This window comes from Cohnella sp. GCM10020058 (assembly GCF_042683485.1).
Taxonomy (GTDB): domain Bacteria; phylum Bacillota; class Bacilli; order Paenibacillales; family Paenibacillaceae; genus Cohnella.
Genome location: NZ_JBHUJV010000009.1, coordinates 592,175 through 616,313, shown reverse-complemented (window position 1 = coordinate 616,313; position 24,139 = coordinate 592,175). Strand labels below are relative to the sequence as shown.

At 60.3% G+C, this 24,139-nt stretch carries 18 protein-coding genes; 8 read left to right on the top strand and 10 right to left on the bottom strand.

Annotated features, from left to right (window positions below; genetic code table 11):
* Nucleotides 1-108 precede the first annotated feature (108 nt).
* Complete coding sequence (locus ACFSR7_RS18130; RefSeq protein WP_378163943.1) at nucleotides 109-996, top strand: carbohydrate ABC transporter permease; 888 nt, start codon at nucleotides 109-111, stop codon at nucleotides 994-996.
* Nucleotides 996-1,829 carry a carbohydrate ABC transporter permease gene (locus ACFSR7_RS18125; RefSeq protein WP_090117166.1) on the top strand — a complete coding sequence of 278 codons (834 nt, stop codon included), beginning with the start codon at nucleotides 996-998 and terminating at the stop codon, nucleotides 1,827-1,829. Before ACFSR7_RS18130 ends, ACFSR7_RS18125 begins: the two co-directional genes overlap by 1 nt.
* A gap of 85 nt (nucleotides 1,830-1,914) precedes the next feature.
* Here the strand turns inward: ACFSR7_RS18125 and ACFSR7_RS18120 are convergent, their stop codons facing one another.
* The 6 genes from ACFSR7_RS18120 to ACFSR7_RS18095 form a co-directional block, all read right to left on the bottom strand.
* Complete coding sequence (locus tag ACFSR7_RS18120) at nucleotides 1,915-3,432, bottom strand: ABC transporter substrate-binding protein (RefSeq protein WP_378163941.1); 1,518 nt, start codon at nucleotides 3,430-3,432, stop codon at nucleotides 1,915-1,917.
* A 6-nt stretch (nucleotides 3,433-3,438) separates the two neighbouring features.
* A complete protein-coding gene (locus ACFSR7_RS18115; protein ID WP_378163940.1) occupies nucleotides 3,439-4,194 on the bottom strand; it encodes a response regulator transcription factor in 756 nt (251 codons plus the stop codon).
* 3 nt (nucleotides 4,195-4,197) lie between these two features.
* A complete protein-coding gene (locus ACFSR7_RS18110) occupies nucleotides 4,198-5,928 on the bottom strand; it encodes a sensor histidine kinase (RefSeq protein WP_378163938.1) in 1,731 nt (576 codons plus the stop codon).
* 151 nt (nucleotides 5,929-6,079) lie between these two features.
* Nucleotides 6,080-7,606, bottom strand: a complete 1,527-nt coding sequence (locus ACFSR7_RS18105) for an ABC transporter substrate-binding protein (protein WP_378163936.1) — start codon at nucleotides 7,604-7,606, stop codon at nucleotides 6,080-6,082.
* A 103-nt stretch (nucleotides 7,607-7,709) separates the two neighbouring features.
* The gene (locus ACFSR7_RS18100; protein WP_378163934.1) at nucleotides 7,710-8,639 is read right to left on the bottom strand and encodes a carbohydrate ABC transporter permease; all 930 of its coding nucleotides are present in this window, start codon (nucleotides 8,637-8,639) and stop codon (nucleotides 7,710-7,712) included.
* 16 nt (nucleotides 8,640-8,655) lie between these two features.
* Nucleotides 8,656-9,600, bottom strand: coding sequence for an ABC transporter permease (locus ACFSR7_RS18095; protein WP_378163932.1), 945 nt, complete (start codon nucleotides 9,598-9,600; stop codon nucleotides 8,656-8,658).
* Nucleotides 9,601-9,986: 386 nt separating this feature from the next.
* Here ACFSR7_RS18095 and ACFSR7_RS18090 point away from each other — a divergent pair, with 386 nt between their 5' ends.
* Genes ACFSR7_RS18090 through ACFSR7_RS18075 form a run of 4 tightly spaced genes read left to right on the top strand, consistent with a single transcriptional unit; the run spans nucleotide 9,987 to nucleotide 15,536 of the window.
* On the top strand, nucleotides 9,987-10,679 hold the full coding sequence (locus ACFSR7_RS18090) for an ABC transporter ATP-binding protein (RefSeq protein WP_378163930.1): 693 nt from the start codon (nucleotides 9,987-9,989) through the stop codon (nucleotides 10,677-10,679).
* Nucleotides 10,663-11,721 (top strand): efflux RND transporter periplasmic adaptor subunit, encoded by a 1,059-nt coding sequence (locus ACFSR7_RS18085; protein ID WP_378163928.1) that lies wholly within the window; start codon nucleotides 10,663-10,665, stop codon nucleotides 11,719-11,721. Before ACFSR7_RS18090 ends, ACFSR7_RS18085 begins: the two co-directional genes overlap by 17 nt.
* Before the next feature lie 26 nt (nucleotides 11,722-11,747).
* Complete coding sequence (locus ACFSR7_RS18080; protein ID WP_378163926.1) at nucleotides 11,748-14,651, top strand: ABC transporter permease; 2,904 nt, start codon at nucleotides 11,748-11,750, stop codon at nucleotides 14,649-14,651.
* A 3-nt stretch (nucleotides 14,652-14,654) separates the two neighbouring features.
* Nucleotides 14,655-15,536 carry an ABC transporter ATP-binding protein gene (locus ACFSR7_RS18075; protein WP_378163924.1) on the top strand — a complete coding sequence of 294 codons (882 nt, stop codon included), beginning with the start codon at nucleotides 14,655-14,657 and terminating at the stop codon, nucleotides 15,534-15,536.
* Nucleotides 15,537-15,565: 29 nt separating this feature from the next.
* Here ACFSR7_RS18075 and ACFSR7_RS18070 read toward each other — a convergent pair whose 3' ends face one another.
* A complete protein-coding gene (locus ACFSR7_RS18070; RefSeq protein WP_378163922.1) occupies nucleotides 15,566-18,133 on the bottom strand; it encodes a choice-of-anchor A family protein in 2,568 nt (855 codons plus the stop codon).
* A 90-nt stretch (nucleotides 18,134-18,223) separates the two neighbouring features.
* On the opposite strand from ACFSR7_RS18070, the gene ACFSR7_RS18065 reads away from it, so the two are divergent.
* Nucleotides 18,224-19,591 (top strand): glycosyltransferase, encoded by a 1,368-nt coding sequence (locus tag ACFSR7_RS18065; RefSeq protein WP_378163920.1) that lies wholly within the window; start codon nucleotides 18,224-18,226, stop codon nucleotides 19,589-19,591.
* Between the two features lie 116 nt (nucleotides 19,592-19,707).
* Here the strand turns inward: ACFSR7_RS18065 and ACFSR7_RS18060 are convergent, their stop codons facing one another.
* The 3 genes from ACFSR7_RS18060 to ACFSR7_RS18050 all read right to left on the bottom strand — a co-directional run bounded on the left by ACFSR7_RS18060 (nucleotide 19,708) and on the right by ACFSR7_RS18050 (nucleotide 22,868).
* Nucleotides 19,708-20,610 (bottom strand): DMT family transporter, encoded by a 903-nt coding sequence (locus ACFSR7_RS18060; RefSeq protein WP_378163918.1) that lies wholly within the window; start codon nucleotides 20,608-20,610, stop codon nucleotides 19,708-19,710.
* Between the two features lie 9 nt (nucleotides 20,611-20,619).
* A complete protein-coding gene (locus tag ACFSR7_RS18055) occupies nucleotides 20,620-21,729 on the bottom strand; it encodes an MBL fold metallo-hydrolase (RefSeq protein WP_378163917.1) in 1,110 nt (369 codons plus the stop codon).
* Nucleotides 21,730-21,857: 128 nt separating this feature from the next.
* Nucleotides 21,858-22,868, bottom strand: a complete 1,011-nt coding sequence (locus tag ACFSR7_RS18050; protein WP_378164629.1) for a branched-chain amino acid aminotransferase — start codon at nucleotides 22,866-22,868, stop codon at nucleotides 21,858-21,860.
* Between the two features lie 293 nt (nucleotides 22,869-23,161).
* On the opposite strand from ACFSR7_RS18050, the gene ACFSR7_RS18045 reads away from it, so the two are divergent.
* A complete protein-coding gene (locus ACFSR7_RS18045) occupies nucleotides 23,162-24,127 on the top strand; it encodes a LysR family transcriptional regulator (RefSeq protein ID WP_378163915.1) in 966 nt (321 codons plus the stop codon).
* Nucleotides 24,128-24,139 lie beyond the last annotated feature (12 nt).

The window sequence follows — 24,139 nt, the reverse complement described above, 5'->3', positions numbered from 1 at the left end:
TTATTACCCTTAAGTGTTTACTTAAATCCATTTAGGACGTATTCGGCGCCGTTTTATAATGCATTATAGCCTAAACCCGTCATACCACAAGAGAAAAGAGGTGCCGCTATGGCCTCGTTTTACCGCAAATGGCGCTCCAAGATGGAGTTCGGCCTATTCACGCTGCCGGTTCTGATCTGCGTGGCCGTCGCCTTTTACATTCCGTTCGTCATGACCGTCCGCTACTCGCTGACCAAGTGGAACGGCATCTCCAAGCATCCGAAGTTCATCGGACTGGACAACTTCAAGCAAATTTTCACCGGCGACGCCAACTTTACGAACGCGGCCTGGTTCACGGTCAAGTACGCCGTGCTCTATATCGTACTCATCAACGTGCTGGCCATCCTGCTGGCGCTCGTCCTCGACACGAAGCTCAAGTCGAAGACCTGGCTGCGGGCGGCTTTCTTTATCCCGTACATCCTCAGCCTCGTCATCGTCGGCTTCATCTGGAAGTTCATCTTCATGCAGGGCTTCGAGTCGCTTGGCAACAGCACGGGCTGGCATATTTTCAAAATGAGCTGGCTCGGAGAGCCGGGACTGGCCTTCATTTCCGTCCTGTTCGTCTCGATCTGGCAGTCGATCGGCTTCTACCTGGTCATCTACATCGCAGGCCTGCAATCGGTCCCCGGCGATCTGAAGGAAGCCGCCGTCGTGGACGGCGCCGGGCCCGTCCGCCGCTTCTTCAGCGTCACGCTGCCGCTGCTCGCGCCTTCGATCACGATCGCCGTCTTCATGGCGCTGACCAACTCGATCAAGGTGTTCGACGTCATCCTCTCCCTTACCGGGGGCGGACCGGGCGGGACGACGTACAGCGTCGCCTACGACATTTACCGCGACACCTTTACGAACAACCTGTACGGCTACGGCACCGCCAAGGCGCTCATTCTGTTCGTCGCCGTCCTGATCATCACCGTCATCCAGCTCACCATCTTCAAGCGCAGGGAGGTTGAAGCCTAATGTCCGCTTCGAATAAAGCGACCCGCTGGGCCCTTGAGATCGTCATGATCCTCCTCTCCCTCGTGTTCCTGTACCCGCTCTTCCTGGCGATCTTCAACTCGTTCAAGAGCTTCCAGGAGGTCATGTCGGACGTCATCGCGCTGCCGCACCACTGGACGTTCGCCAACTATTCGTACGTATGGAAGTTTATCAACTACCCGCGCCTGTTCCTGAACAACACGATTATCACCGTGCTGGGGCTTGCGGGCATCGTCCTCGTCTCTTCGATCGCCGCCTACAAGTTGGCGCGTACGAAGTCGCGGCTGAGCGGCATTGTCTATTTCATCTGCATCATGCCGATGCTCATCCCGTTCCAGTCGATCATGCTCACCGTGCTCAAGACCGCGCGGTTCCTGCATCTGTCCGACAGCACCTGGGGGCTCGGCCTGCTGTACTGGGGCTTCGGCGCTCCGCTGGCCGTCTTTATCTATCACGGGTTTGTCAAAGGCATTCCGAAGGAGCTCGACGAGAGCGCGATGATCGACGGGGCTTCCGGCTTCGGGCTGTTCTTCCGGATCATCTTCCCGCTGCTCAAGTCCGTCACGGCGACGATCGTCATCATCGACGTCATGTGGATCTGGAACGACTTCCTGCTCCCGCTCCTCATGGTCAACGGCTCGCCGACGACCAAGACGCTGACGCTCGCGGCCTACACGTTCGTCGGCCAGTACACGTCGGACTGGCAGTACGCGATGACCGCTATGGTCATGGCCGTCCTGCCGTCGATCGTCGTGTTCATGTTCCTGCAAAAATACATCGTCAAAGGCGTCGTCGCCGGAGCGGTGAAGGGTTAACGAAAATTTGCCGCAATCGCAATACGAAGACCGCCGGACGCGTGCCGGCGGTCTTCGCTGCTTCCTTATGTTTATCGCGATTCGGCTACCGCTGCAAGGCACGCCAGGCATCCAGTTGCCGCTGCACTTCCGCCCGCACTTCGTCCAGCCCGGCCTGCCTGAGCTCCGCGTTGAACTTGGGCAGGACGGCGTCGACGTCCACGCTGCCGGTCAGCAGGCCAGGGTAATACTTTTCCCACACCGTTCGAATGTTGTCGATCTGGATCGACATGCCCGCCAGATCCGGCGTGAACCCGAACAGCTTGGACTTGACGTACTCGGCGTTGGCCGCCCGGTACTGGTCCCACTTGTCCAATGGATCCGGGTACTCGCCCCCGACCGTCTTGAGAATAAACCAGTTGCCCTGCGTATACTGCACGCCTTCATAGCCGACCGCCGCGCCCTGAGCGCCGCTGCCTCCGGAAGTCTTCGGCAGCACCTGCCCGTTCTCGTCGAGCGTGTAGTGAACGCCTTCAATGCCGTAATTCATCAGATTGCGGAGTTCGGGGTCCGTATTGAGCAGATTCAGAAACTTGACGCTCTCGGCCGGATGTGCGGCGTTCGCGTTGACCGCCATAATGCCGCCGCGCACGGATTCCGTCGTGATCAGAGGCCGTGTTACCGGTTGGGCGACGACCTTGTAGCCGCGATCCTTGCTCCAGCTGTTCTCCGCGAGGGGACCGCCTCCTGCCGGCTTCCAGAAGACCAGGTCTCCCCGCTTCAGATTCTGACCCTCCCTCAGAGCCGCATCCTCATTAATATAGCCTTTGAGATAATAGCTTCGGAGCGTGTCCAGCACATGCCTGGCTTCCTGCGTCTCGAAGATGTTGATCACCGGCGCTTCGGGATCCAGCGAACGAATCATCAACGGCAGCGGCTTGTCGATCACGTACTCGTAGCCGTCGAGCGCGAAGAAATTCTGGGAATCCTTATCCAGCTCCATCGGCAGATAGGCGGGCTCCTTATCCTTGATCATCTGGAGCAGCGGGGCGAGCGACTCCAGCGTATTGTACTTGGAGATATCGATGCCGTACTTTCGGACGAGCGACTCCGGATACATCCACTGCATCCGGACCGCAAGCTCCTTGTTCGTCGGTACGCCGTAGATCCCGCCGTCCTCCATGCGGACGCCCTGCCACAGCACGGGATCGACCGCTTCATACATATCCCGGCCGACACCCGCCAGATAGTCGTCGAGTTTGAGCCAGGCCCCCCGCTGCACGTAGCTCGAATAATCCGTCGTATAGGCGATGTCGAAGGGCGTGCCCGTCGATATCATCGTATTGATCCGGTCGCTGTATTCCTGCCAGCCGACCTTGACGTAGGTGATCGTAACTCCGATTTTTTTGGCCGTCACTTCACTAATCTTGTCGTTGACCATCTTCAGATCGGGGTCCGGATTACCGATCGTGTAGTAGATCAGATTCACGGCGCCGCCAACGCGAGCCGGCTGCTCGCCCGATTTCGATGGGGTCATGCAGCCGGACAGCGACAGCGGCAGCGCGAGCAGCGCCGCCAGCATAACCGCCTTGAAGATCGGGCTGCAGTATCGTCGATATCGCATGCCGCACTATTCCTTTCTCCGCAGGTCGGAAGGCGACTTGTGAAAGTACGCGCTAAAATGCGTATAAAAGTAGTTCAGGTTGGCGTAGCCGACGGATTGGGCGATCGTCGCGATTTTCTCGTCCGTCGTCTGGATGCGGTCCCGCGCCCGGAACATCCGGTAGGCCATGAGGTATTCCGAAAACTTCATCTGCGTTTCCTTCAAAAAGAGCTGTCCGAGGTAGGTTCCGTTCATGCGAAAGCGTTCGGCCACCGTCTTGAGATTGAGATTGTGCCCGTACTCCGCCTTGACCATCTGCAGAATTCGGTTGGTCAGCTTGGACAGACTGTCGTAACGCACGCCTAGTATGGGGTCCGCGTCGCGGTCGTCCGGCTCCGCCAGCGTGCCGTTCAAGTCTTCGACGATAATCCGCTGTACAAGCGCTTGCAGCTTGACGCGCTCGATGGGCTTGAGCAGATAATCCTTGGCCCCGCAGTGGATCGCCTGCATCGCGTATTCGAATTCCTCGTAGCCACTCATCATAATGTAGGTCGCCGGCAGCCGAATTTCCTTCAGCTTGCGAATGGCATTATACCCGCGCTCCTTGCCGATGCAGACGTCGAAGATCGCCAGGTCCGGCCCGAATTCCACGGCTTTGGCGATGGCGCCCTCATAGGTCTCGCTGGTCTCGATCCGCGCGAAGCCGAGCCTCTCCCAGTCCAACGTTCGCTTGACGCCCTCCAAAATCTGCGGCTCGTCGTCCACGATCAGAAGCTTATACATGCCTTACGCCTCCTTCGCAAAGGTCAAGGTGATCTTAACGCCTGCTTCCTCGTTATTGTCGATTTGCATCGCAAAGCCTTTACCGTGGAAAAAGTGAAGCCGCGTATGCACGTTCCGCAAGCCGATGCTCTGCGCGGCAGCATCTTCGCTGCGGGACAGATGGCGGCGGATCTCGGCCAACCGATCCTTGGAGATCGTGGCCCCGTTGTCCACCATCTCCAGCTCGTACGCGTCCGCGCGCTCCGTACCGTTCACGACAAGCAGATTGAACGCGTTGTCCGGATCGAAGCCGTGAACGAAAAAGTTTTCCGCGAGCGGCTGCATCCAGAACTTCACGGTGGGCAGCGACAACAGCGCTTTGTCCACGTTCAGCTGATAAAAAAAACGGTCCGGATATTTGAATTCCATGATTTTCAGGTATTTTTGCAGCAAGGCCAGCTCGCTGCCCAGCGGAATGATATTTTCGTTTTTAACGATCTCGCGGTACAGCGCGCCCAGCGTCGCGATCGCTTCGGCCGTATCGTCCGTTCGGCCCGACAGCGCTGAGGAACGGATAATTTCCAGCGTATTATACAAAAAGTGCGGATTGATCTGGTTTTGAAGCGCCTTCATTTCTGTCTCCTGCTGCTTCAGCTTCAGCAGATATTCCGTCTGAATATGCTTGTTGAGCTGCAGCGTCATATCGTCGAGCTCCGCCGCGATCATGCCGTACTCGTTTTTTCGGTACCGTGCCGGACTTACGGGCGTGAAGTTGGCGGATTTGACCCGTTCGATCGAATGGATGATCCGCCGCAGGAAGCCCGCGGCTTCGCGCAGATTGTATGCGGTCAGCAGGAGGACGCTGCCCATGGCCGTCCACACCACCAAAAGTACGATGAGCAGCATGCCGGCGTTCTGACGGATGAGCACCGACAAGTCTATGATACTTACGAATTGATAATCGAATTCCTTGGACGGATAAGTCACGTAAAACGCGCGACCGAAATCGCCCAAACGGATAAAGCCATGGCTGCCCGGGTTCGCTGCAGCCTTGCGGAACGACGCCTCGCCGGCGCGTCCTCCGCCCCCTGCAAGATACACGTCGCCTGCATTGCTGACAGCGGCGGAGGCGACCCGCCGATTGTCCTGCAGGTCCGCGAACAACGCGTCGCTGCTGACGAGAAACCGGAATTCGCCGAGCTGCCGCGAGATCTGATTGGGGTCGAGCAGTTGCTTGCGGATGACGAAACCTCTCTGGATCGTCTCCCGGAATATGTCGTCCGTATTCGGTACGTTAAACTTGAAGCTCGTGCCGCCGCTGCTGCCAAAACGCACGACATTGCCTTGTTCCGCGGTATGCAGGCTCACCTGCACGATGCGGTTCTGTCCCCCGTTGCCGAGAAAAGCCTTCATATCCTCCGGAAACGATACGAGCGTCTGGTCGTAACGGCTGTTCTGGAGTCTGACCGTCAGATAACCTTCCGCGCTGTTGCCGAGAAAATAGCGGACGTCTGCCACGAGGCCGCTGTTGGAGTATACCCGCTGCAGATAGGCATCGATCCGGTCGGAATCGTTTTGAAGCGCACCTTCCACTCTGGCGTAGGCGTCCGCGGCCTGACTTTTCGCATTCTCAAGCCATTGCTCCAGCAGAACATAGGTGGCCAGCGCGCTCAAGCCAAGCCCCATTAGCAAAGCAAAAACCGCAAAGGCGATGAACTTGCCGCGATAAATTTTGATTTGAAAAAAAGAAAACATGCGGCGCTCCCCTGCATTCGGATTTTTGCCGGTCATCGTTTAACCATAAGCCTTAGCGTTCGGATAAATCAATCCTCGATTCGGCTTTTACAAGAGCCGAAAACCCGAACGACCGGAAAGGTGCGTTCGGGCTTTCTCATGCGTTTTAAGCTCAGGCCTTGAAGTAGGCATCGATTTGCGCCTGCGCGGCTTGAATGATTTTGTCCATGCCGGCTTTCCGCAGCTCTTCCGCGATCTTCGGCACCTGCTTCTCCGGATCGGAAGCGCCGGTGACCAGCTCATAGCTGTATTTGCTCCATACGGACTTTACGTTGGCGACTTCCGTGGCCAGATCGGTGATATCAAGCGCAAAGCCGAGAATCGTGGAGGAGGTGGCGGCTTCGTTCAGCTTGCGGACCTGGTCCCACTGATCTTCCGGCGCGCCCTTGGTAACGGCCAGGTTGAAGAACGTGCCTTGCGTATAGGCAGCCAGCGGCCAAGAATCGGTTTTACGCTCGATGACCTTGTCGCTGACATAATCGAAGTCGACGCCCTCTTCGCCGAACGCCAGCATATTGCGCAGCTTGGCATCGGTATTGACCAGTTGCAGATACTTGAGCGCCTCTTCCTTGTACTTCGAATTGGCGGAGATCGCATTCATCGAGCCCTGAATCGTGCTGGTCGTATAGATCGGGCCCGATATTTGCACCATGTCGTATTTCTCGATGCCCGCGTTGATCTGCCAGTTCACTTCGGCGCCCGGGAACGCCTGCGCGCTGAAGAACGGGCGGTACGGATCCGCTTCAATCTTGGTCGGGGCGTCCGGATTGATAATGCCGTCCTTGTACCACTGGTGCATGAGCTTCAGGTTGGCCATCGTATCCGGCTGCTCGAGCACGGAGACGACCTTGCGAGAGGCATCGTCGGTCTTGACGCCGATCGGCGCGAAGCCGAGCGTCATATCGTCGTAGGCGTTAAAGAAACCGTTGAATCCCTCGCCCTGCGTCAAGGACAGTGGATAGTAGCTCTTGCCTTCGCCGGCCTTGATGTCGCGGAACGGCTTATCCAGATCCTGCATTGCCTTGATGCTGCCGAGGTCGATATTGTACTTTTTAACCAGCGCATCGTCGAATACCCAATACTGGGTTGCGGACGAATCCTTATAAGTCGGCACCGCATAGATTTTGCCGCCGTTCTTGGTTCCGTCCCACACCATTTGCGGTATCGTGCTCTGCAGCTCCGGCGTCACGCTCTTCACGAGATCGGTAATGTCGGCGAACGCGCCCATGTTGACCTGCTGGCTGTACTTGCCGTTATTCGTAAACATGATGTCGAAGGGCTCCCCGGAGTTGACAATCGTGTTGATCTTGGTATCCCATTCGCCCCACCCGGCGACGCGAAGGTCGATTTTGACGCCGATCTTTTCCGCCGTGTATTCGTTCATTTTCTCGATGGCCTTATCGTAGTTGGCCGGTATTTGTCCGCCGATCGTCCACCATACGAGCGTAGGAATATCGCCGGACTTCGTGGCGGGCGCGCTCGATGACGCGGATGCCGTAGATGACGCGGACGCTGCCGGAGAGCTGGCTGCCGCGCTGCTCGCGCCATTGTTGTTGTCCGATTTGGAGCACCCGGCCAGGCCGGTCATCGCCAGCGCGGCTGCGCCGATCAAGAACGGGGATTTCATAAATGCTTTCATCTTTTTTCCTCCCTCATGTCATTTGAGCGTTTTTATGCGTGTACCTGTACGGCAGATATGATAAACCCGATAGATCCGGGCTTATTTCGTTCCGGTTTAAGGCTCATCCCTTGACGGCGCCCACCGTCAGACCCGATATGAAGTACTTCTGAAAGAACGGATAGGCCAGCGCGACGGGCAGTACGATAATGATCGCGACCGCCATGCGGGCGGATTCCTTGGGCATCGTGGCGACGAGCTGCGCATAGCTGACGCCCATCGTCGAAGCGTTTCTCGCCAGCGCATCGACGTTGCTCATGAGGCTGTTCAGCAGCGCCTGCAACGAATACAGGTTCTGGTCGTCGATATAGAGCAGCGATTGGAACCAGTCGTTCCAGTACGAGAAGCAAAGGAACAGTCCGATCGTCGCCAGGACGGGCAGCGAGATCGGCAGCACGATCGTGAAGTAAATTCGGAACTGGCCGGCGCCGTCGATCTCGGCCGACTCGATCAGTCCGTCCGGAATCGTCGATTTGAAAAAGGTTCTGCAGATGATGACGTTAAAGGAAGATACGGCCAGCGGGAGGATGAGCGCCCAGATCGTGTTCTTGAGCCCCAGCAGCGACGAATTGATGTAGTAGCTCGACACCAGGCCGCCGTTAAAAATCATCGGGATAAACACGATCCATGTCAGCAATCCCTTCAGCTTGAAATTCGGCCGCGACAGCGCATAGCCCATCGACGTCGTGAGCAGCACGCCGATCAGCGTACCCGCCGCCGTCACGAGCACGGAGACGCCGAGCGCCCGCGTGATCATCGAGCCCTGCTTCACGATATAGTTGTAGGCATCCCCGGATAGCGCCGTCGGCAGGATGTGGTAACCGCTCTCGCGAATAGACGACTCGTCGGACAGCGAGATGGAGAGCACCACCACGACGGGAATGAGGCACAGCAGCGCCAAGGCCATAAAAATCAGGTGGAAAAAAACGTTCATCCCTTTGCCGATCCGATTGAATTTTTCGAGACCGGAATCGTAGCTCGTTTGCGTCGACATCGTTGTCGCCTCCTCTCTAGATCATCGCGCTATCGGGATCGACTCTGCGGACGACCCAGTTCGCGGTAAGAATCATCGCGCAGCCCAGCACCGACTGCAGGAAGGAAGAAGCGGAAGCCATGCCGACCGTCGCGGTTTTCAACTGCTTGAATACGAGCACGTCTACCGTCGTGGTCACGTTGTACAGCGAGTTGGAGTCTCGCGGCACCTGGAAGAACAGGCCGAAGTCCGTGGAAAAGATATGACCGACCGCCAGAATGAACATCAGCACGATTACGAACTTCATTAAAGGGAGCGTGATATATCGGGTCTGCTGCCACTTGGTCGCACCGTCGATAACAGCCGCCTCGTAATAAGTCGAATCCATGCTCGTGATCGTCGCCAGGTAGATGACCATGCCATAGCCAAGGCCCTTCCACATATTCATAAAAACGAGAAAATAGGGCCAATAAGACGCTTCCATATACCAGTTCTTCGGATCCTGGCTGAAGTCGGACAGAAATTGGTTGAAGATGCCTTTGTCATAGCTCAGAAACGCCCACACTACAGCGGATACGACAACCCAGGAGAGAAAGTAAGGCAGGAACATCATCGTCTGATAGACCTTGGCGGCCTTGCGGCTGTGCAGCTGCCCGACCATGAGCGCGAGCGTGACGGGAACCGCGATGCCCAGAATAATGAAGATGATGTTATAGCCGATCGTGTTGCGAATAACGATCCAGGCGTCGTTCGATTTGAAGAGAAACTCGAAGTTTTTCAGACCCACCCAAGCGCTGTTTGCGACATTGTTGACAAAGTTCCCGTGGATCTTGAAGTCTTTGAAGGCAATGATGACGCCGAACATCGGCAAAAAGCAAAATAAAATGTACCAGATGGTGGTCGGGAGCGCGAGCAGCGTCAGCTCGGTATCATGCTTGCGCCAGCGCGTTCGTTTCCTTTTGCGTTCGACCCTTGCGTCCATGAACATCATTCCCTTCCTGTTGTAAAAGGCGGAGGAGCAGGTTCTGATGGCTTGCCTTTAACGTTTCCCTATTTTAAAAGCGCTTTCATTTCCTGATAGTTGTAATTTTAAAAAAATCGCAGGACGCTTCCTAGACCAAAAACAACAGACCATAGTCAAAAAACGTTAGGTTCGTACTGCTTATTTTGCTAAAAACGCTCCCCTCGCCTATAAACCATAAAAAACGCCTGATGATAGGAAGATTGGTTATAGTGAATGACGAACCGACATTGTATAATATTGCCATCATCAACATTAGATGGCGGCGATGCCGACACTTGTCGAATCGAATCCCTTCCTCTATTCGTCCGGCGCGACGGCTTTTTGCGAAAGGTGTGGAGCGTTCCTTGCAGCCAACAGAAGCAAGCATTGTAAGCGTTTCCGGTCTGAGACGCGCCTTCAACAGCGGTCAGGGGACCGTCGAGGTATTGAAGGGCATCGATCTCGCGATCCCGGCCGGCAAGCTTGTCGTCCTCAAGGGCCGTTCGGGCTCGGGCAAAACGACGCTGATCAACCTGCTGGGCGCCCTCGACCGGCCGACCGAGGGCAAGATTGCGTTCGCCGGCCGAGACCTCACGGCGATGAGCGACGGCGAGCGGGATGCGCTGCGGCGCAAAGAGATCGGCCTTATCTTTCAATCGTTCGCCCTGTTTCCGCTGATGTCCGCTTACGAGAACGTGGAGTTTGTGCTGCGGATCAGCGCAAGCCCCAAGGAGAATCGGCAAGAAGCGGCGATCCAGGCCCTCGAGCAGGTCGGCCTGAAGCCGAGAATGCACCACCGGCCCTTCGAGCTCTCGGGCGGGGAGCAGCAGCGCACGGCCATCGCCAGGGCGATCGCCCATAAGCCTCGGCTGGTGCTGGCGGACGAGCCGACGGCAGAGCTGGACTCGAAGACCGGTCTGCATATTATCAAGCTGTTCAGGGAGCTCGTCGAGCAAAGCGGCTTGTCGATCGTGATGACGACGCACGACCCGGCCGTCATGGAGATCGTCGACCACATATACGAACTGGAGGATGGTCAAATTGTCTCACCGGTCTAGACGCATTGCCGCCGCGGGCACGGCCTTGCTGCTTGGCGCCGCGCTGGCGGGCTGCTCGCTGCTCCCCCGCGAAGAAGAAGCGCTCGCTCCGCCGCTGGTCAAGCCCGCCGCCGAAAACTATCAAACGGTCAAAGCGGCCAAGGGACCGATCGAAAACGCGCTGCAGCTGGGCGGGACGTTCGAATCCCTGGTCTCCGACGTCGCCCAATTTACCGGTACGGGCGGGCGCATCTCCAAGATCGACGTCACCTCCGGACAAACGGTCAAAAAGGGGGACCTGCTCGCCGAGCTCGTGCTGGACGACCTGGATCTGCGCGTGAAGGAGCAGGAAATCGCGCTCCTGCGGGCAAAAGCGGAGTTGAAGTCCATAGACAAGCAATACGGGGACAAAAAGGACGAGGACAGCCAGTCCGCGCTTCGCGTGGCGACGCTGCAGAGAGATATCGAGCAAATGAAATACGACCGCCTGCGCGAACAGCTCGGTAACAAGCTGCTCTATTCGAAGATTGACGGCCAGGTCGTCTTTGTGGAGGAACTGCAGCCCGGCGATTACGTGGATGCTTACCAGACCATCGTGAAGGTCGCGAATCTGACGAAAATGCAGCTCGTGACGACGGGCGCCTCCGCCGAACAAGCCGGCAAAGCCGAGATCGGCTTCAAAGCCGAAGTCACTTATAACGATTCGGACAACAAGGAGATCAAATTCGAGGCGAAGGTGTCGCAGACCCCGGCGAGCGCGCCGCAAACGCAAAACAAGCAGCTGGCCGAGAAATACGCGACGACCTTGTATTTTACCGTTCCCAAGCTGCCCAAGGGCGTCGAGCTTGGCCAGAGCGTCAATATCCGGATCATCCTCCAGCATAAAGACGGCGTCGTCAAGATTCCCCGCAGCGGACTCCGCACCAGCATCGGGCGCAACTACGTGCGCGTATTGCAAGACGGCAAGCTTCGGGAGGTCGACGTCGAACCCGGTATCTCCGCTCCGACGGAAGTCGAGATCGTGACCGGTCTGTCCGAAGGCGATAGCGTCGTACTGCAATAGAAATCGGGCATCGGGAGGATCGCACCATGGCTTTGTCGGTCATGATATTGCGCAAGATGGCACAGAACATATGGCTGGTGGTCAGCCTTTTCCTCGGCATTCTCATCTCCGTGGCGCTGGTCAGCAGCATGCCGATCTACAAGGAAGCGACGCTCTCGCGGATGCTGGTCAAGGATCTGCAGACCGCGCAGCAGAAGTCCGGCGTTTACTCGGGGGCCGTCTGGTCGCGCGTGTCGTTCGACGCGCAGACGACCGCGCAGCGCGGCCAGATCATATCCGAGCTCGACGCCTTCGTAAAAAAAGAAGGCGCCCCCGCATTCGGGCTACCGATCGTCGATATCGTCAGGGAGTCGAACACGGAGAGATTTAACGTCTACCGGCAAGGATTGCCCGAAAAAGAGCGCAAAAACGCAAGCCGCAGCGGCCGGTTCACGAGCCTTGAAGGGCTGCAGCAGCACATTCGCTTAAAGGACGGCGTCCTGCCTTCACCGGAGGCTAAAGACGGGGTCTATGAAGCGCTCGTGACCGAGGCCGCTTTGAACAACTTCAGAAGCGTGCTCGGCGTCGTGCTCGAAGTCGGCGATGCCAAGCTGAACCGCAACATCCTGATCAAGCCCGTCGGCATCATCGAGCCGCTGCGCGAGGACGATCCATACTACCGCGATCCTTCGTTCGAATCGCTCTCGCAGTCCTTTCTCGTCGACGAGAAGCTGTTCGACCGCGAGTTCGTGCAGGCGGGCGTCGTCCCGGTATTTACGGCCGGCTGGTATGTCGTGCTCGACTACGCCAAGCTGGAAGTGTCCGGTCTCGCCCGGTTCGAAGCGGCCGCCAAGCGGATTCAGGCGGCGGCCAACGGCAGGGTCGCTCTTTTCCGCAACGAATTCAGCTTCCCCGCGGAGAAGACGATCGCGCGTTATCAGGAACGCGCGAAGCAGGTTCAGAAGCTCGTATGGTCGCTCAACATGCCCGTATTGATCATGCTCGGCTTCTATATGTTCATGGTGTCCAACCTGATCGCCGGACGGCAGAAAAACGAGATTGCCGTGCTCCGCAGCCGGGGCGCGTCCCGCATGCAGATTCTGCTCTCGTTCGCCGCCGAGAGTCTGCTGCTGAGCGGGCTGGCGCTCGCTGCGGGCCCCCCGCTCGGCCTGCTGCTCACCAAGGTGCTCGGCGCTTCCGGCGGATTTCTGTCCTTCGTCCAGCGCGCCGGCCTGCCCGTCCGCTTGACGGCCGAAGCCTATCGCTACGGCGCGTGCGCGGCTGCCGCCTCCTTCCTCATGCTGATGGTATCCGTCGGCCTGGCGACGCGCGCGAACATCGTCGGCCACAAGCAGCAGCTCGCCCGCCAGGGCAAGACGCCACTCTGGCACAAGCTGTGCCTGGATCTGATCGCGCTGGGGCTGGCCATCTACGGACTGTACGCCTTCCGCTCGAGGCTGCATGACATTCAGCGCCTCGGACTGGGCACGGACGACTTGCGCATCGACCCGCTGCAATTCATCGTTCCGGCCTTGTTCATCCTTGGCGGGGGCCTTCTGCTGCTCAGGCTGTATCCGTATCTTCTGAGGCTCGTCTACGCGGCCGGGCGCAAATGGTGGAGCCCTTCCGTCTACTACACCCTTATCCAGGTCGGCCGTTCAAACAGCCAATATCAGTTCCTGATGGTCTTCCTCATCCTGACGATCGCCACCGGCTTGTTCGGCGCCAGCGCCGCCCGTACGATCAATGAAAATACGGCCGACCGCATTCGTTACTCGGCCGGTTCGGACATCGTCGTGACGGCCCAGTGGCCCAACGACAAGCCCCCGCCCCCCGTGCCAGGCAGCCCGGCATCCGAGCAAGCCCCGGCAACGATGGAATCAAGCGTCGTTCACTATCTGGAGCCGTCCTTCGATCCCTATACGACGCTCCCCGGCGTAGAACAAGCCGCCAAAGTGTTCCGAAAATCCGTCGGCTTCAGCGCAGCCGGCGAAGGCGAGGCTGCGAGCAGTTCGGGCAAGGCGACGCTGATCGGCATCGACACCGACGACTTCGGCCGCACGGCCTGGTTCAAGGACAGCCTGCTCGCGCATCCGTTTTACGAATACCTCAACCTGATTGCCGGCGATTCCAAGGCGGTGCTCGTCTCGGCCTCGCTTGCCGCGCAGATGAAGGTGAAGCCTGGCGATACGATATGGATCGGTTGGGACAACGTGCAACAGGCGCCGTTTACCGTTTACGGCACGATCGATTATTTCCCGACGTTTAATCCGCTGCCCCCGACCGGTTCCGTGACCGCCGGCGAAGCGGCCGCCCAGGCGAACGCCCCGATGCTCATCGTCGGCCATCTGTCCCGCATCCAGTTCCAGCTCGGGCTCGAGCCTTACGAGGTGTGGCTGAAGATGAAGCCCGGCTTTAAATCCGCCGAATTTTATCAAGCGCTGGCGGACAGTCCCATCGCGACGACTTCCGTGCGCAATGCGCAGACGGAGCTGATCGAAGCGAAAAACGATCCGTTTTTGCTCGCGCTTAATGGCATCCTGACGCTGGGCTTCATTTTATCGATCCTCGTCAGCTTCGTCGGCTTCATGCTGTACTGGGTGTTGTCGCTCCGCAGCCGCGCGCTGCAGAACGGCGTCATGCGCGCGCTCGGCCTGTCCGTCCGGCAGATGGGAGGGATGCTGGCCGTCGAGCAGCTGCTCACGTCGGGCGTCGCTGTCGCGATCGGCGTCGTCGTCGGCAATCTGGCCGCGCGTCTTTACGTGCCCCATTTTCAGATCGCCTTCAACCCGAGCACCTTGGTCCCGCCCTTCGAAGTTATTTTCGCGCGCATGGACTATATCAGGCTCTATACGACGGTGTTCTTCATGCTGGCGGTCGGGCTCGGCATACTCGGTTTCATGCTCACGCGCATCCGCATTCATCAAGCGCTCAAGCTGGGGGAGGATTAATCGATGATCCAATGCGACGGCTTGGTGAAAATATACAAAGCCTCGAACCTGGAGGTATTCGCCCTGCAAGGGCTCGATCTATCGGTCGAGAGCGGGGAGCTGATGGCAATCATCGGCAACAGCGGGAGCGGCAAGTCTACGCTGCTCAACATGCTGGGCGGGCTGGATCGGCCGACGGCAGGCTCCCTCACCGTCGACGGCAAAGACATGCTGAAGATGAAAGATGCGGAGCTCGTCCGCTACAAACGCGAGAGCGTAGGCTTCGTCTGGCAGAACAATGCCCGCAACCTCATCCCGTATCTGACCGCGCTGGAAAACGTGGAGCTGCCGATTCTGCTGTCCGGCCGGCGCAAACGGCTGCGGGCGCTCGAGCTGCTGGAGGCGGTCGGGCTCGGACACCGGGCGCGCAACAAACTGCATCAGCTGTCGGGCGGCGAGCAGCAGCGCGTCGCCATCGCTATCGCGCTCGCCAACCAGCCCAGGCTGCTGCTGGCCGACGAGCCGACCGGCTCGGTCGACTCCCGCATGGCCGAGCAGATCCTCGATCTGTTCCGCGACCTCAACCGGCAGTTGAACCTGACCATCGTCATCGTCACGCACGACCCGCTGCTCGCGAGGAAGGTCGACCGCGTCGTCGCGATCCGGGACGGCAAGATCAGCTCGGAAATGCTGCGACGCAAGTCGTACGACGAGGAATTAAAAGAGCTCGAGGCGGGCCCCGAGCCGGAAGAGTCGCATGTCGAATATGCGATATTGGACAAGGCGGGGCGGCTGCAGGTGCCTGCGGATTATCTCCAGGCGATCGGCATTAAGGATACGAATAAGGTCAGGCTGGAGCTTGGCGACGGACAGATCATCTTGACTCCGCCGGAGAAGGGCGCCTGATCGGTTGGCGGCCAGGCGCATCGTATACCCTACTCCTCCTCATCCTCCGCCACGAACACGATGGATTCGTTGGACAGAATGCCCCCGCGATAGCAGACCCCCTCGAAGCGGAACTCGAAGAACATACCCGCCTGGTTCACGATTTTGTTGTCGTTCGGGTGGAACATGACGCGCACTTCGAACGAAACGCGACGTGTCGCGCCGGGCACCAGCCCGCCGAGGTCGAAGCCTACCTGCGGATCGAGCTGGGCGATGCCGTCCAGCCTGAGGCTGCCCGAGACGAACTGGAGCGGCGCAGCCAACGTATCGAACAACGTGACGTTCTCCGCGACCAGGGTCCTCGACGTATTGCGAATGACAAAATCGTAACGATAAGTTTCCCAGACCGCAACGTTGGCCTTGGACGCTTGCTTCACGAAGCTGAAGAACGGTTCCAGGCTGATCGGCAGCAACGGATTGGAGATCGGCTGCGAAGCGAACCGGCCGGATTCGATCCCGTTGTCGGCCCGAAGGAAGGTCGCGGACACTTGGCTCGAATTAACGACAGACGCGCTGCCCGGTTTGCCCGTAATCAGCAGGTCGTAGCGCACGACCGCGCCTTGGGCGGGCGATAGCGGACCGATCTGGATGCCCCTGCCCGGATCTTCCTGAATCATAAGCCGGTCGTTCACGCGTACCGTCCCGTCGATAAATTGCGATTCGGGCGGCAGTGTATCCCGCAATATGGCCGAGACGACCGGCAAACTCCCGTCGTTGATTACGAAGATGCTGTAGGTGATACGTTGACCGACGAAAAAGGCATTGTTGAACGCGCGCTGGAACACGATCAGGCTTGAGCCGGGCTTCAGGGCGGGCAAGGCGACCGGGATCGGCGCCGCCTGCTCGATGGGCGACGCCACGCCCGACAGATCTCCGATCGTGACGCCGCGAATGGGGGCCAGCGTAATGCCCGGCGCGGTCACAGACTCGGCGAATTCGACCGTTCCGTCCGGCATTACGAACGGACCCGCGATTCCCGCTTGACCGGGCAGCGGCGTAATCCCCGGCTTAAATATAAGGACGACCGGGAGCATCTGGTTCGGAATCGGCGGCACGCCGGGCGGCGCGTCGATCGTTGCCTCGCCCAGGCTGCAACGCGGCGGTGCGGTTCCCGGCGTCATCACGATGACGGAGCCCCTGTTCACGATATTTCCGCCTGCCGGATAGGTGGCCACGATGGCTTCGAATTCGACGATGACCGTCTCTCCGGGCAAAATAACGCCGAGCAGCGTCGACTCCGTCAGATCCTGCGCCCTTGCGGGTATGCCGTTGATGACGACGCTGGCCGGGATGAACAGCAATCCTTGCGGCAGATCGTCGTTCAGCACCGCCTCGCCCGGGGCCGTTCCCACATTGCTCACGGCAAGCGTGAAGCGAATGATATCCCCGAGCGACGCGGTTTGGACATTCGCCGTCTTGGCCGCCTTGATCAGCGGTCCCGCAATCGGCGGCACGATCGCTGAGCCGCCGCCCGCGCCCGTGGAAGTGCTTGCCGTCGTCGGCGGAACGATCGTCGTCGTGGTCGGCGGAACCGGCGTGGTCGTGGTCGTCGTAGTCGGCGGAACCGCCGTCGTCGTGGTCGTCGTGGTTGTCGTCGGCAGCTCGGTTGTGGTCGTGGTTGTCGTTGTAGTAGGCGGTTCAGTCGAGGTTGTTGTCGAGGTTGTTGTCGAGGTTGTCGTTGTCGTGGTTGTCGTCGCACTAGGCTGGACGGGCAGGCAGCCGCAAAACGGCACGTTGTGCGCTTCGATCGAGCCGCCCGCATTGACGAGCGATGCCGCCACCATCGTACCGTCGATGTTGCCGAAACCTCTCGCCTGCCAGTTCGCGTTAGGCGCCAGCACGGAGCCAGCGATCGCGATATTTTGATTGAAGGCGACCGATGCCTGAAAAAAGTTCCAGAGGATCGGACAGACGTTGCCCCGATTGGCAGCCACGCCGTTGATGAAAATCTGGTAGCTGCCGAATCCCACATCGTTGTCCCCGACGTTGATTACGGCCGTGGCTCCCGCCGGAATCGCCAGGTTGATGCCGTTCGCCGTGTCGAGGCGCAGGCCGTTGCCGTCTACGTTGTTGCCGCCGAACGTGAAGACGTTTAGCGCCCGGTCCGTACCCGCGAGGACGATCTGTCCGAAGTTGTTGCTCGCCGTGCCGTTCGGCGTCAGCGCCGACAGATTAAGCGACAGCTCGGTCAGCTCCCGCTCCGCCGAGGCGAAGTCGATGGGCGTCCCGCGCAGGGGCTGGTCGGGTACGCGGTTGTTGTTGGTCATCGTATACGTCAATACCGTGCTGCCAGGATAAACGACCGTGTTTCCCGCAAAATTCGTACCGTTCGTAATGTTCACGTTGCCCTGTATGATCAGGTCGGGCCTGGTCGTCGAAACCGGCAGCGTATCGCCGACGCCGTAGTTCGCGTACGTCGCATTGCCGCCCACGGCGACTCTTCCCTCCGCATCGACGTTGGATTGCGTATGGTCGCCGAAAATAAACAAATTAAAATCGTTCGCGATGCCCAGATTGCCGCAAGCCATCTCATCCCTCCACTCCGTCGCTCCTCCCACTGTACGGCGGCTCCGCCTGTCCTTATGCATACGCAGTGAGCCGTTGACATAAAGAAGAAAAAGATCCGGAGAAATAGGGGGCCGCAAAAGATGAAGGTTGCCCTGCTCACGATGTTCAACGGCCTGTCCCCGACCTATTCCCTCGTCCAGGTCGCGGAGCTGCAAATTCGCATGCTGCTGGAAGCGGGCGTGAACGTGCGGCTGCTCGTTTCCGAGGATTGCCCCCGCTCCGAGCGTTACGGCGTCTATCTGGACGAGCGGCTCGCCTGGGTCCCGGTCGCCAACCGGCTTGACGGCGAGATCATTCATTGGCGGGATTATACGCAGGCGGCCGGGCGTACGCACGACCGGTTCGACGCCGAGACGGAGACGATCGCCGCCGACCTCGTCCGCAAGCTGGATGACGCGGACGTCTGCATCATGCACGACATCCTGTATCAAGGCTGGCATCTCGTACACAACGTGGCTATCCGCAAAGCTCAGCTGGCGCTGCCGCACGTCCGGTTTCTGTCGATGGTCCACTCCGCTCCCGCGCCTCGGCCGCTCCGCTCGGCCTGGCCGTTCTCCGCACGCTACAAGCCGATGCCGAACACGCTTCATCTCTACCCGACGGCGTCCGGCATACCGGCGCTTGCCCGTCAGTACGGCGTAGCCGAATCGGACTGCAGGGTGATGCCCAACGGGCTTGACCCGCTTGCCGATGCTTCGCCGGATACGAAGCGGCTCGCCGCCGCCACAGATCTGCTCTCTCCGGACGTGCTGATGGTGTATCCCGGCAGGCTAACGCCGGCCAAGCGGTTCGACAAAGCCGCCGCGCTCGCCGGCGCGACGGCGGCCGTCGCGGGCCTGCGCGTAAAGCTCGTTTGCTGCGACTTTCCCGCGATGGATACCGCCCCGTCCGCCTACAAGCAGACGATCCGCCTCGCGGCTGACCGCGTTTTCTCCGCCCTCTGCGAGGAGCCTTCCATGAACCGGAAGAGAGGCAGCGCCGAAGTCGTTTTCACCTCGGATCTCGGCTGGCCCGAAGGCTATCCTCATCGCGGCGTCATGGAGCTGTTCGGGCTCGCCAATCTGTTCGTCTGCCCGTCTTTCTCAGAGTCGTTCGGCCTCGTCGTGCTTGAGGCAGCCAGCCGCGGCAATCTGCTGGTGCTGAACGAAGCCGTTCCGGCACTCGCCGAGCTCGGGCGGCCGCTTGGCGCGTATATGATGCGTTGGGACGCGCGCAACTTCGGCTTCGATACCGCAGAAGCTTACTCCCCGTCGGAGGAAGCGTACCTGCGCGAGCACGCGACTGAGATCGCGAAGGTGCTCGCGGATAATCCCGTGCTGCGTGCCAAGACCGCGGTCCGGCAGCGTTACAGTCCGCATGCGATCTGGGAGGAGCGGCTGCGGCCGCTGCTTGCGGAGTGCGAGGCCAGACGCGCAAAAGGCAGCTTCGCTGTTCATCGTACGGAATAGACCAAGCTCGCGCCGGGACAGCTCCCGCACCCGCGGCGGGCCGTTGTTCAGAACGAGCGCCCCCAGTCCCACGGCTGAAGACGCTCGTCCTTTCGCGCTGCGGCACCTGCATGCCGCTATGACCCGGCCGCCGGCCTTACAGGCAACGTTTTTTTCTTTTTCCCCGCTAGATATACGCCCCCGAGGATCACGACCAGCCCGGCAAGCATGTTCCAGCCGATATGCTCGCCGAGCAGCGTATACGCCCAGACGAGCGCCGTGCAGGGCACCAGGTAAGTGACCATCGTAGCGAACTCGGCGCTGGCCGCCAGAATGATGTAGTAGAACAAAATGTAGCCGACGCCGGAGCCTAAGACGCCGAGTCCCAGCAGCATCAGCAGATTGGTGCCTTCCGCGAGCCGCTCGATCGGGAAGGGCTCTGCGACCAGCGCCATGATGCCGCTCGCGACCGTGCTGCAGAGCAGCGTGCCGAAGGTAAGCTGGTACATGGAATAGCCGGTCAGCACCCGCTTGGACAGCTGCGAGCCCAGCCCGTAGCACAGCGTGGCGGACAGCATGAGCAGCATTCCGGCCGCGTCGATCGACGAGACGGCGGACGGCGTGATGCCGAGCAGAAGCGCGACGCCCGCGAAGGCGATCGCGATGCCCAGCCACTGGTAGCGGTTCGAGGACGCGCGGAACGCGGCCACGCCGATCATGATCGTCCAGAGCGGCGTCGTCGCGTTGAGGATTGAAGCGACGCCGCTGTCGAGCCGCGTCTCGCTGTGCGCGATGAGAAACCAGGGCAAGGCGGTGTTCACGATCGCGACGAAGGCCATTGCGGGCCAGCGGACGCCGCGCAGTCCGAACGGCTTGCGCAGCGCCAGCATGATCGCCGTCACGGCGACGAGACCGAATGCGGAACGGAGGAAGGAGACGCCCCACGACCCGAAGTCTTCCACCAGCACTTTAATAAAGTAGAACGACCCGCCCCAAATGAGACTGAGCACGATAAGCGCGACATAGACGATTTTAGGCATAAGGCTGAATTACCTCCACCATTCCGCAGCGGGACCTGCGTCCGTGCCGTCGATTGCGACGGTCTCTCCGATGCGCGGCGCGATGAGCTTCACGCCTCTGCGGGCCGCTTCGGCGGACGCCCTGCGGATCGGATCGTTCCAGTCGTGCAGCGCCAGCGTGAACGCGCCCCAGTGAATCGGCAGCAGCGTCCCTCCGCGCACGTCGACATGGGCTTGGACGGTCTCCTCCGGCGACATGTGGATGGCCGCCCAACGCGGGTCGTATTGTCCGCACTCCATGAGCGCGAGATCGAACGGACCGAATCGCTCGCCGATCTCCGCGAAGTGCGGACCGTAGCCGCTGTCGCCGCTGAAAAATACCTTTTGCCCCCCGCCTTCGATCGCCCAGGCGCACCACAGGGTCGCATCCCGCCCTGTCAATCCTCTCCCCGAAAAATGCCGGGCAGGCAAGCAGGACAGCCGCAGCCCTTCCCATTCGAACGTCTCGTGCCAGTCATGCTCCTCGATGCGGCTCTCGGCCACGCCCCACCGGCGCAAATGCGCGCCGACGCCGAGCGGTACGAAGAAGCGGCCGACCTTGGCATGCAGCCGGCGTATCGTATCATAGTCCAGGTGATCGTAATGGTCGTGCGAAAAAATAACCGCGTCGATGGGCGGCAGCTCCTCGAGCGCGAAGGGCATCTCGTCGGCGTAGCGCTTGCCGCCGAAGCGGGGGAACGGCGAGGGGGCGCGGCCCAGCATCGGATCGAGGAGAATCGTGCGGCCGCCGATCTCGAGCAGCGACGCCGAGTGGCCGAACCAAGTGACGCGGAGCGGCCCGGGACGGCCGATCGCGGCCGTGTCGAGCTTCACGACAGGGAGCTGGCCGGGCGCGGGCCGCGCGTTCGGCCGGCGCTTCGCGAAGTCGCGGAGCATCGACAGATAGTCCGCCGCCGACGCCGCCATCGAGGTCGGCAGCGGATAGCTGAATTTGCCTTGCTTGAATTGGGGAGAACGGTGGAGGCGGTGGCCCGGCTCGCGGTATGCTTGGGCGCCGAAGACCGGATTAAAGACAAGCACTGCGTAGACGGCCGCCGCCAACAGGAGTACGACGGCGAGCGCGACGATGAGCGTTATCATAGGAAAAAAAAGACCTTCTCTCTGGCTGTTGGCCGGGCGATCGGCCCAAGGGCCGGTACACCGATGATATCACCGACGGCCCTCGTCCGCCACGCCGTCTATTCGGCCGCCGCGGGTACGATCGTCATTCAGCCGTGCGCATCCGGCAGCTCGCCGCGCTGAATGCCCGACAGCGTCTCGTAAAGCCGTTTGGACAGCTCGCCGGGCTCGCAGCCGCCGACGGTCAGCCGCTCCCCCTTCCAATGCAGGCTGCCGATCGGGGAGACGACCGCGGCCGTGCCCGTGCCGAAAGCCTCGCGCAGCAGGCCGTCCCGCAAGCCCGCCGCAACCTCGTCGATCGCGACCGGACGTTCACTGACAGGCAAGCCCCAGTCCTGGAGCAGCGTTATCGCCGAATCCCGGGTGACCCCGGCCAGAATGCTGCCGCCGAGCGGCGGCGTGACGACCTCGTCTCCGAAACGGAAAAACACGTTCATGCTCCCCACCTCTTCGACGTACTCGCGCTTGACGCCGTCCAGCCACAATACCTGAGAGCATCCTATCCGCGCAGCCGCCTCCTGCGCCTTGAGCCCCGCCGCATAGTTCCCTGCCGTTTTGGCGTCTCCCACGCCGCCGGCGACCGCACGCACATGATCGGTTTCCACATATATCGGGACAGGACGCACGCCCTCCGCGTAATATGCGCCGACCGGCGAGCAGATCGCGACGAACCGGTATGAGCGGGAAGGCGCGACGCCGAGCTGCGTCTCGGTCGCGATGACGAACGGACGGATATACAGCGAGGTGCCCGGCGCGTCGGGAATCCAGTCCGCGTCCACGGCCGCGAGCCGCTCCAGCGCGCGCAGCACGCGCCCTTCGTCTAGCGCCGGCACGCACATGCGCGCGCAGGACCGGTTCAGCCGACGGACGTGATCCTGCGGCCTGAACAGCCACGCCCGGCCGTCCTTCCACTTGAACGCCTTCATGCCCTCGAACACCGTCTGTCCGTAATGGAACACCTTCGCCGCCGGGTCTACCGACAGCGGCCCGTAGGGCACGATCTGCGGCTCGCCCCAGCCTGTGCCTTCCACGTAGTCCATGAGCAGCATATGATCGGTAAAATACCGCCCGAAGCCGAGCCCGCCCGGCCCCTCCAGCAGCTCGCGAAGCTTGCGGGCGGCTTGCGAAGGAAGCACGCGCGCTCCGCTTTCGCCTGTTCCGTTGCGCAACGGCGCCCGTCCTCCACGCTTTTTCCTGACCGGCGGCATCCGGCTCTGAAGCCCTCTGATTCCATCCAATGGCATGCTTTCCTGTGCGCTCCGTTCCATCGCCATTCCCTCCAACAAAGTGTTGCTTGTAGAATAGCGCGAACGGAAATATATTTAAAATATCTGATTTATACAAATAACATACCGACAAGGTATGTTGTAATGAGAGGGCAGGAGTGCTGGCTATGGATCTCAGACAGATACGTTATTTTTTGACGGTGGCCGAGGAAGGCCAGATTACGTCCGCGGCCAAAAAGCTTCATATGGAGCAGCCGCCGCTCAGCCGGCAGATGCGGCTGATCGAGGAGGAACTCGGCGTCGCGCTCTTCGACCGTTCGGGCAGACGGCTACGGCTGACGCCGGCCGGGGAGCGTCTACGCGAGCGTTCGGCCGGACTGCTCCGCCAGCTGGAGGAGACGGTGACGGAGGTGCGGGAGCTGGACGAGGGCGTGCGCGGGGTGCTGTCGGTCGGCGCGGTCGTGTCCTGCACCTCGCTGCTTCCAGGCCCGCTCCGACGATTCAGGGAGCGGTATCCGGACGTGAGCTTCAAGCTGAGCGAAGGCGATCACCATCTGCTTGGCGAACGGCTGGACCGGCGCGAGATCGAGATCGCCGTCGCGCGGCTGCCGTTCGAAGCGCCCGGCGGCGAGGACCGCTACGAGATCCGGCCGCTCCCTTCCGATCCGATCGTCGCCTTGCTGCCGACAGGCGCTTGGAAAACGTCAGGCGGCGCTGCCCGGACGCAAGACGTACTGGCGATTCGCACGGACGCGGAACCGCTGTCCCTCGCCGAACTGGCCGCATACCCGCTCGTCTCGCTGAAGACGGACCGCACGGTCGTTATGCACGAGACGATCATGCGCGCCTTCGCGGACGCAGGGCTGCGTCCCCGCGTCCTCTGCGAATGCGCAAGCGTCGCCATCGCGCTCACGCTGGTCGCCCACGGCTTCGGCGCGGCGCTGCTGCCGAAGTCCGTTATGTCTACGTTTCCGCTGGCCGGCATCGAACGCCGCGCGATCCGGGACGCCGATCTGCTGTCGGAGGTCGGGCTCGTCTGGCTCAAGGACCGCTATCTCTCGCGCGCGGCGCGGCGCTTCATCGCCTTGTTCGGCGCTCCCGATGGACAAAGCGGCGGCGGGGGTCTATCATGAGAAGGAATCGAA

Bases quoted from the DNA above. Each gene is read 5' to 3' on its own strand.
- ACFSR7_RS18045 (WP_378163915.1), top strand. From the start codon at position 23,162: ATGGATCTCAGACAGATACGTTATTTTTTGACGGTGGCCGAGGAAGGC.
- ACFSR7_RS18100 (WP_378163934.1), bottom strand. From the start codon at position 8,639: ATGTCGACGCAAACGAGCTACGATTCCGGTCTCGAAAAATTCAATCGG.
- ACFSR7_RS18130 (WP_378163943.1), top strand. From the start codon at position 109: ATGGCCTCGTTTTACCGCAAATGGCGCTCCAAGATGGAGTTCGGCCTA.
- ACFSR7_RS18060 (WP_378163918.1), bottom strand. From the start codon at position 20,610: ATGCCTAAAATCGTCTATGTCGCGCTTATCGTGCTCAGTCTCATTTGG.
- ACFSR7_RS18110 (WP_378163938.1), bottom strand. From the start codon at position 5,928: ATGTTTTCTTTTTTTCAAATCAAAATTTATCGCGGCAAGTTCATCGCC.
- ACFSR7_RS18065 (WP_378163920.1), top strand. From the start codon at position 18,224: ATGAAGGTTGCCCTGCTCACGATGTTCAACGGCCTGTCCCCGACCTAT.
- ACFSR7_RS18095 (WP_378163932.1), bottom strand. From the start codon at position 9,600: ATGGACGCAAGGGTCGAACGCAAAAGGAAACGAACGCGCTGGCGCAAG.
- ACFSR7_RS18080 (WP_378163926.1), top strand. From the start codon at position 11,748: ATGGCTTTGTCGGTCATGATATTGCGCAAGATGGCACAGAACATATGG.
- ACFSR7_RS18115 (WP_378163940.1), bottom strand. From the start codon at position 4,194: ATGTATAAGCTTCTGATCGTGGACGACGAGCCGCAGATTTTGGAGGGC.
- ACFSR7_RS18125 (WP_090117166.1), top strand. From the start codon at position 996: ATGTCCGCTTCGAATAAAGCGACCCGCTGGGCCCTTGAGATCGTCATG.
- ACFSR7_RS18120 (WP_378163941.1), bottom strand. From the start codon at position 3,432: ATGCGATATCGACGATACTGCAGCCCGATCTTCAAGGCGGTTATGCTG.
- ACFSR7_RS18075 (WP_378163924.1), top strand. From the start codon at position 14,655: ATGATCCAATGCGACGGCTTGGTGAAAATATACAAAGCCTCGAACCTG.
- ACFSR7_RS18055 (WP_378163917.1), bottom strand. From the start codon at position 21,729: ATGATAACGCTCATCGTCGCGCTCGCCGTCGTACTCCTGTTGGCGGCG.
- ACFSR7_RS18105 (WP_378163936.1), bottom strand. From the start codon at position 7,606: ATGAAAGCATTTATGAAATCCCCGTTCTTGATCGGCGCAGCCGCGCTG.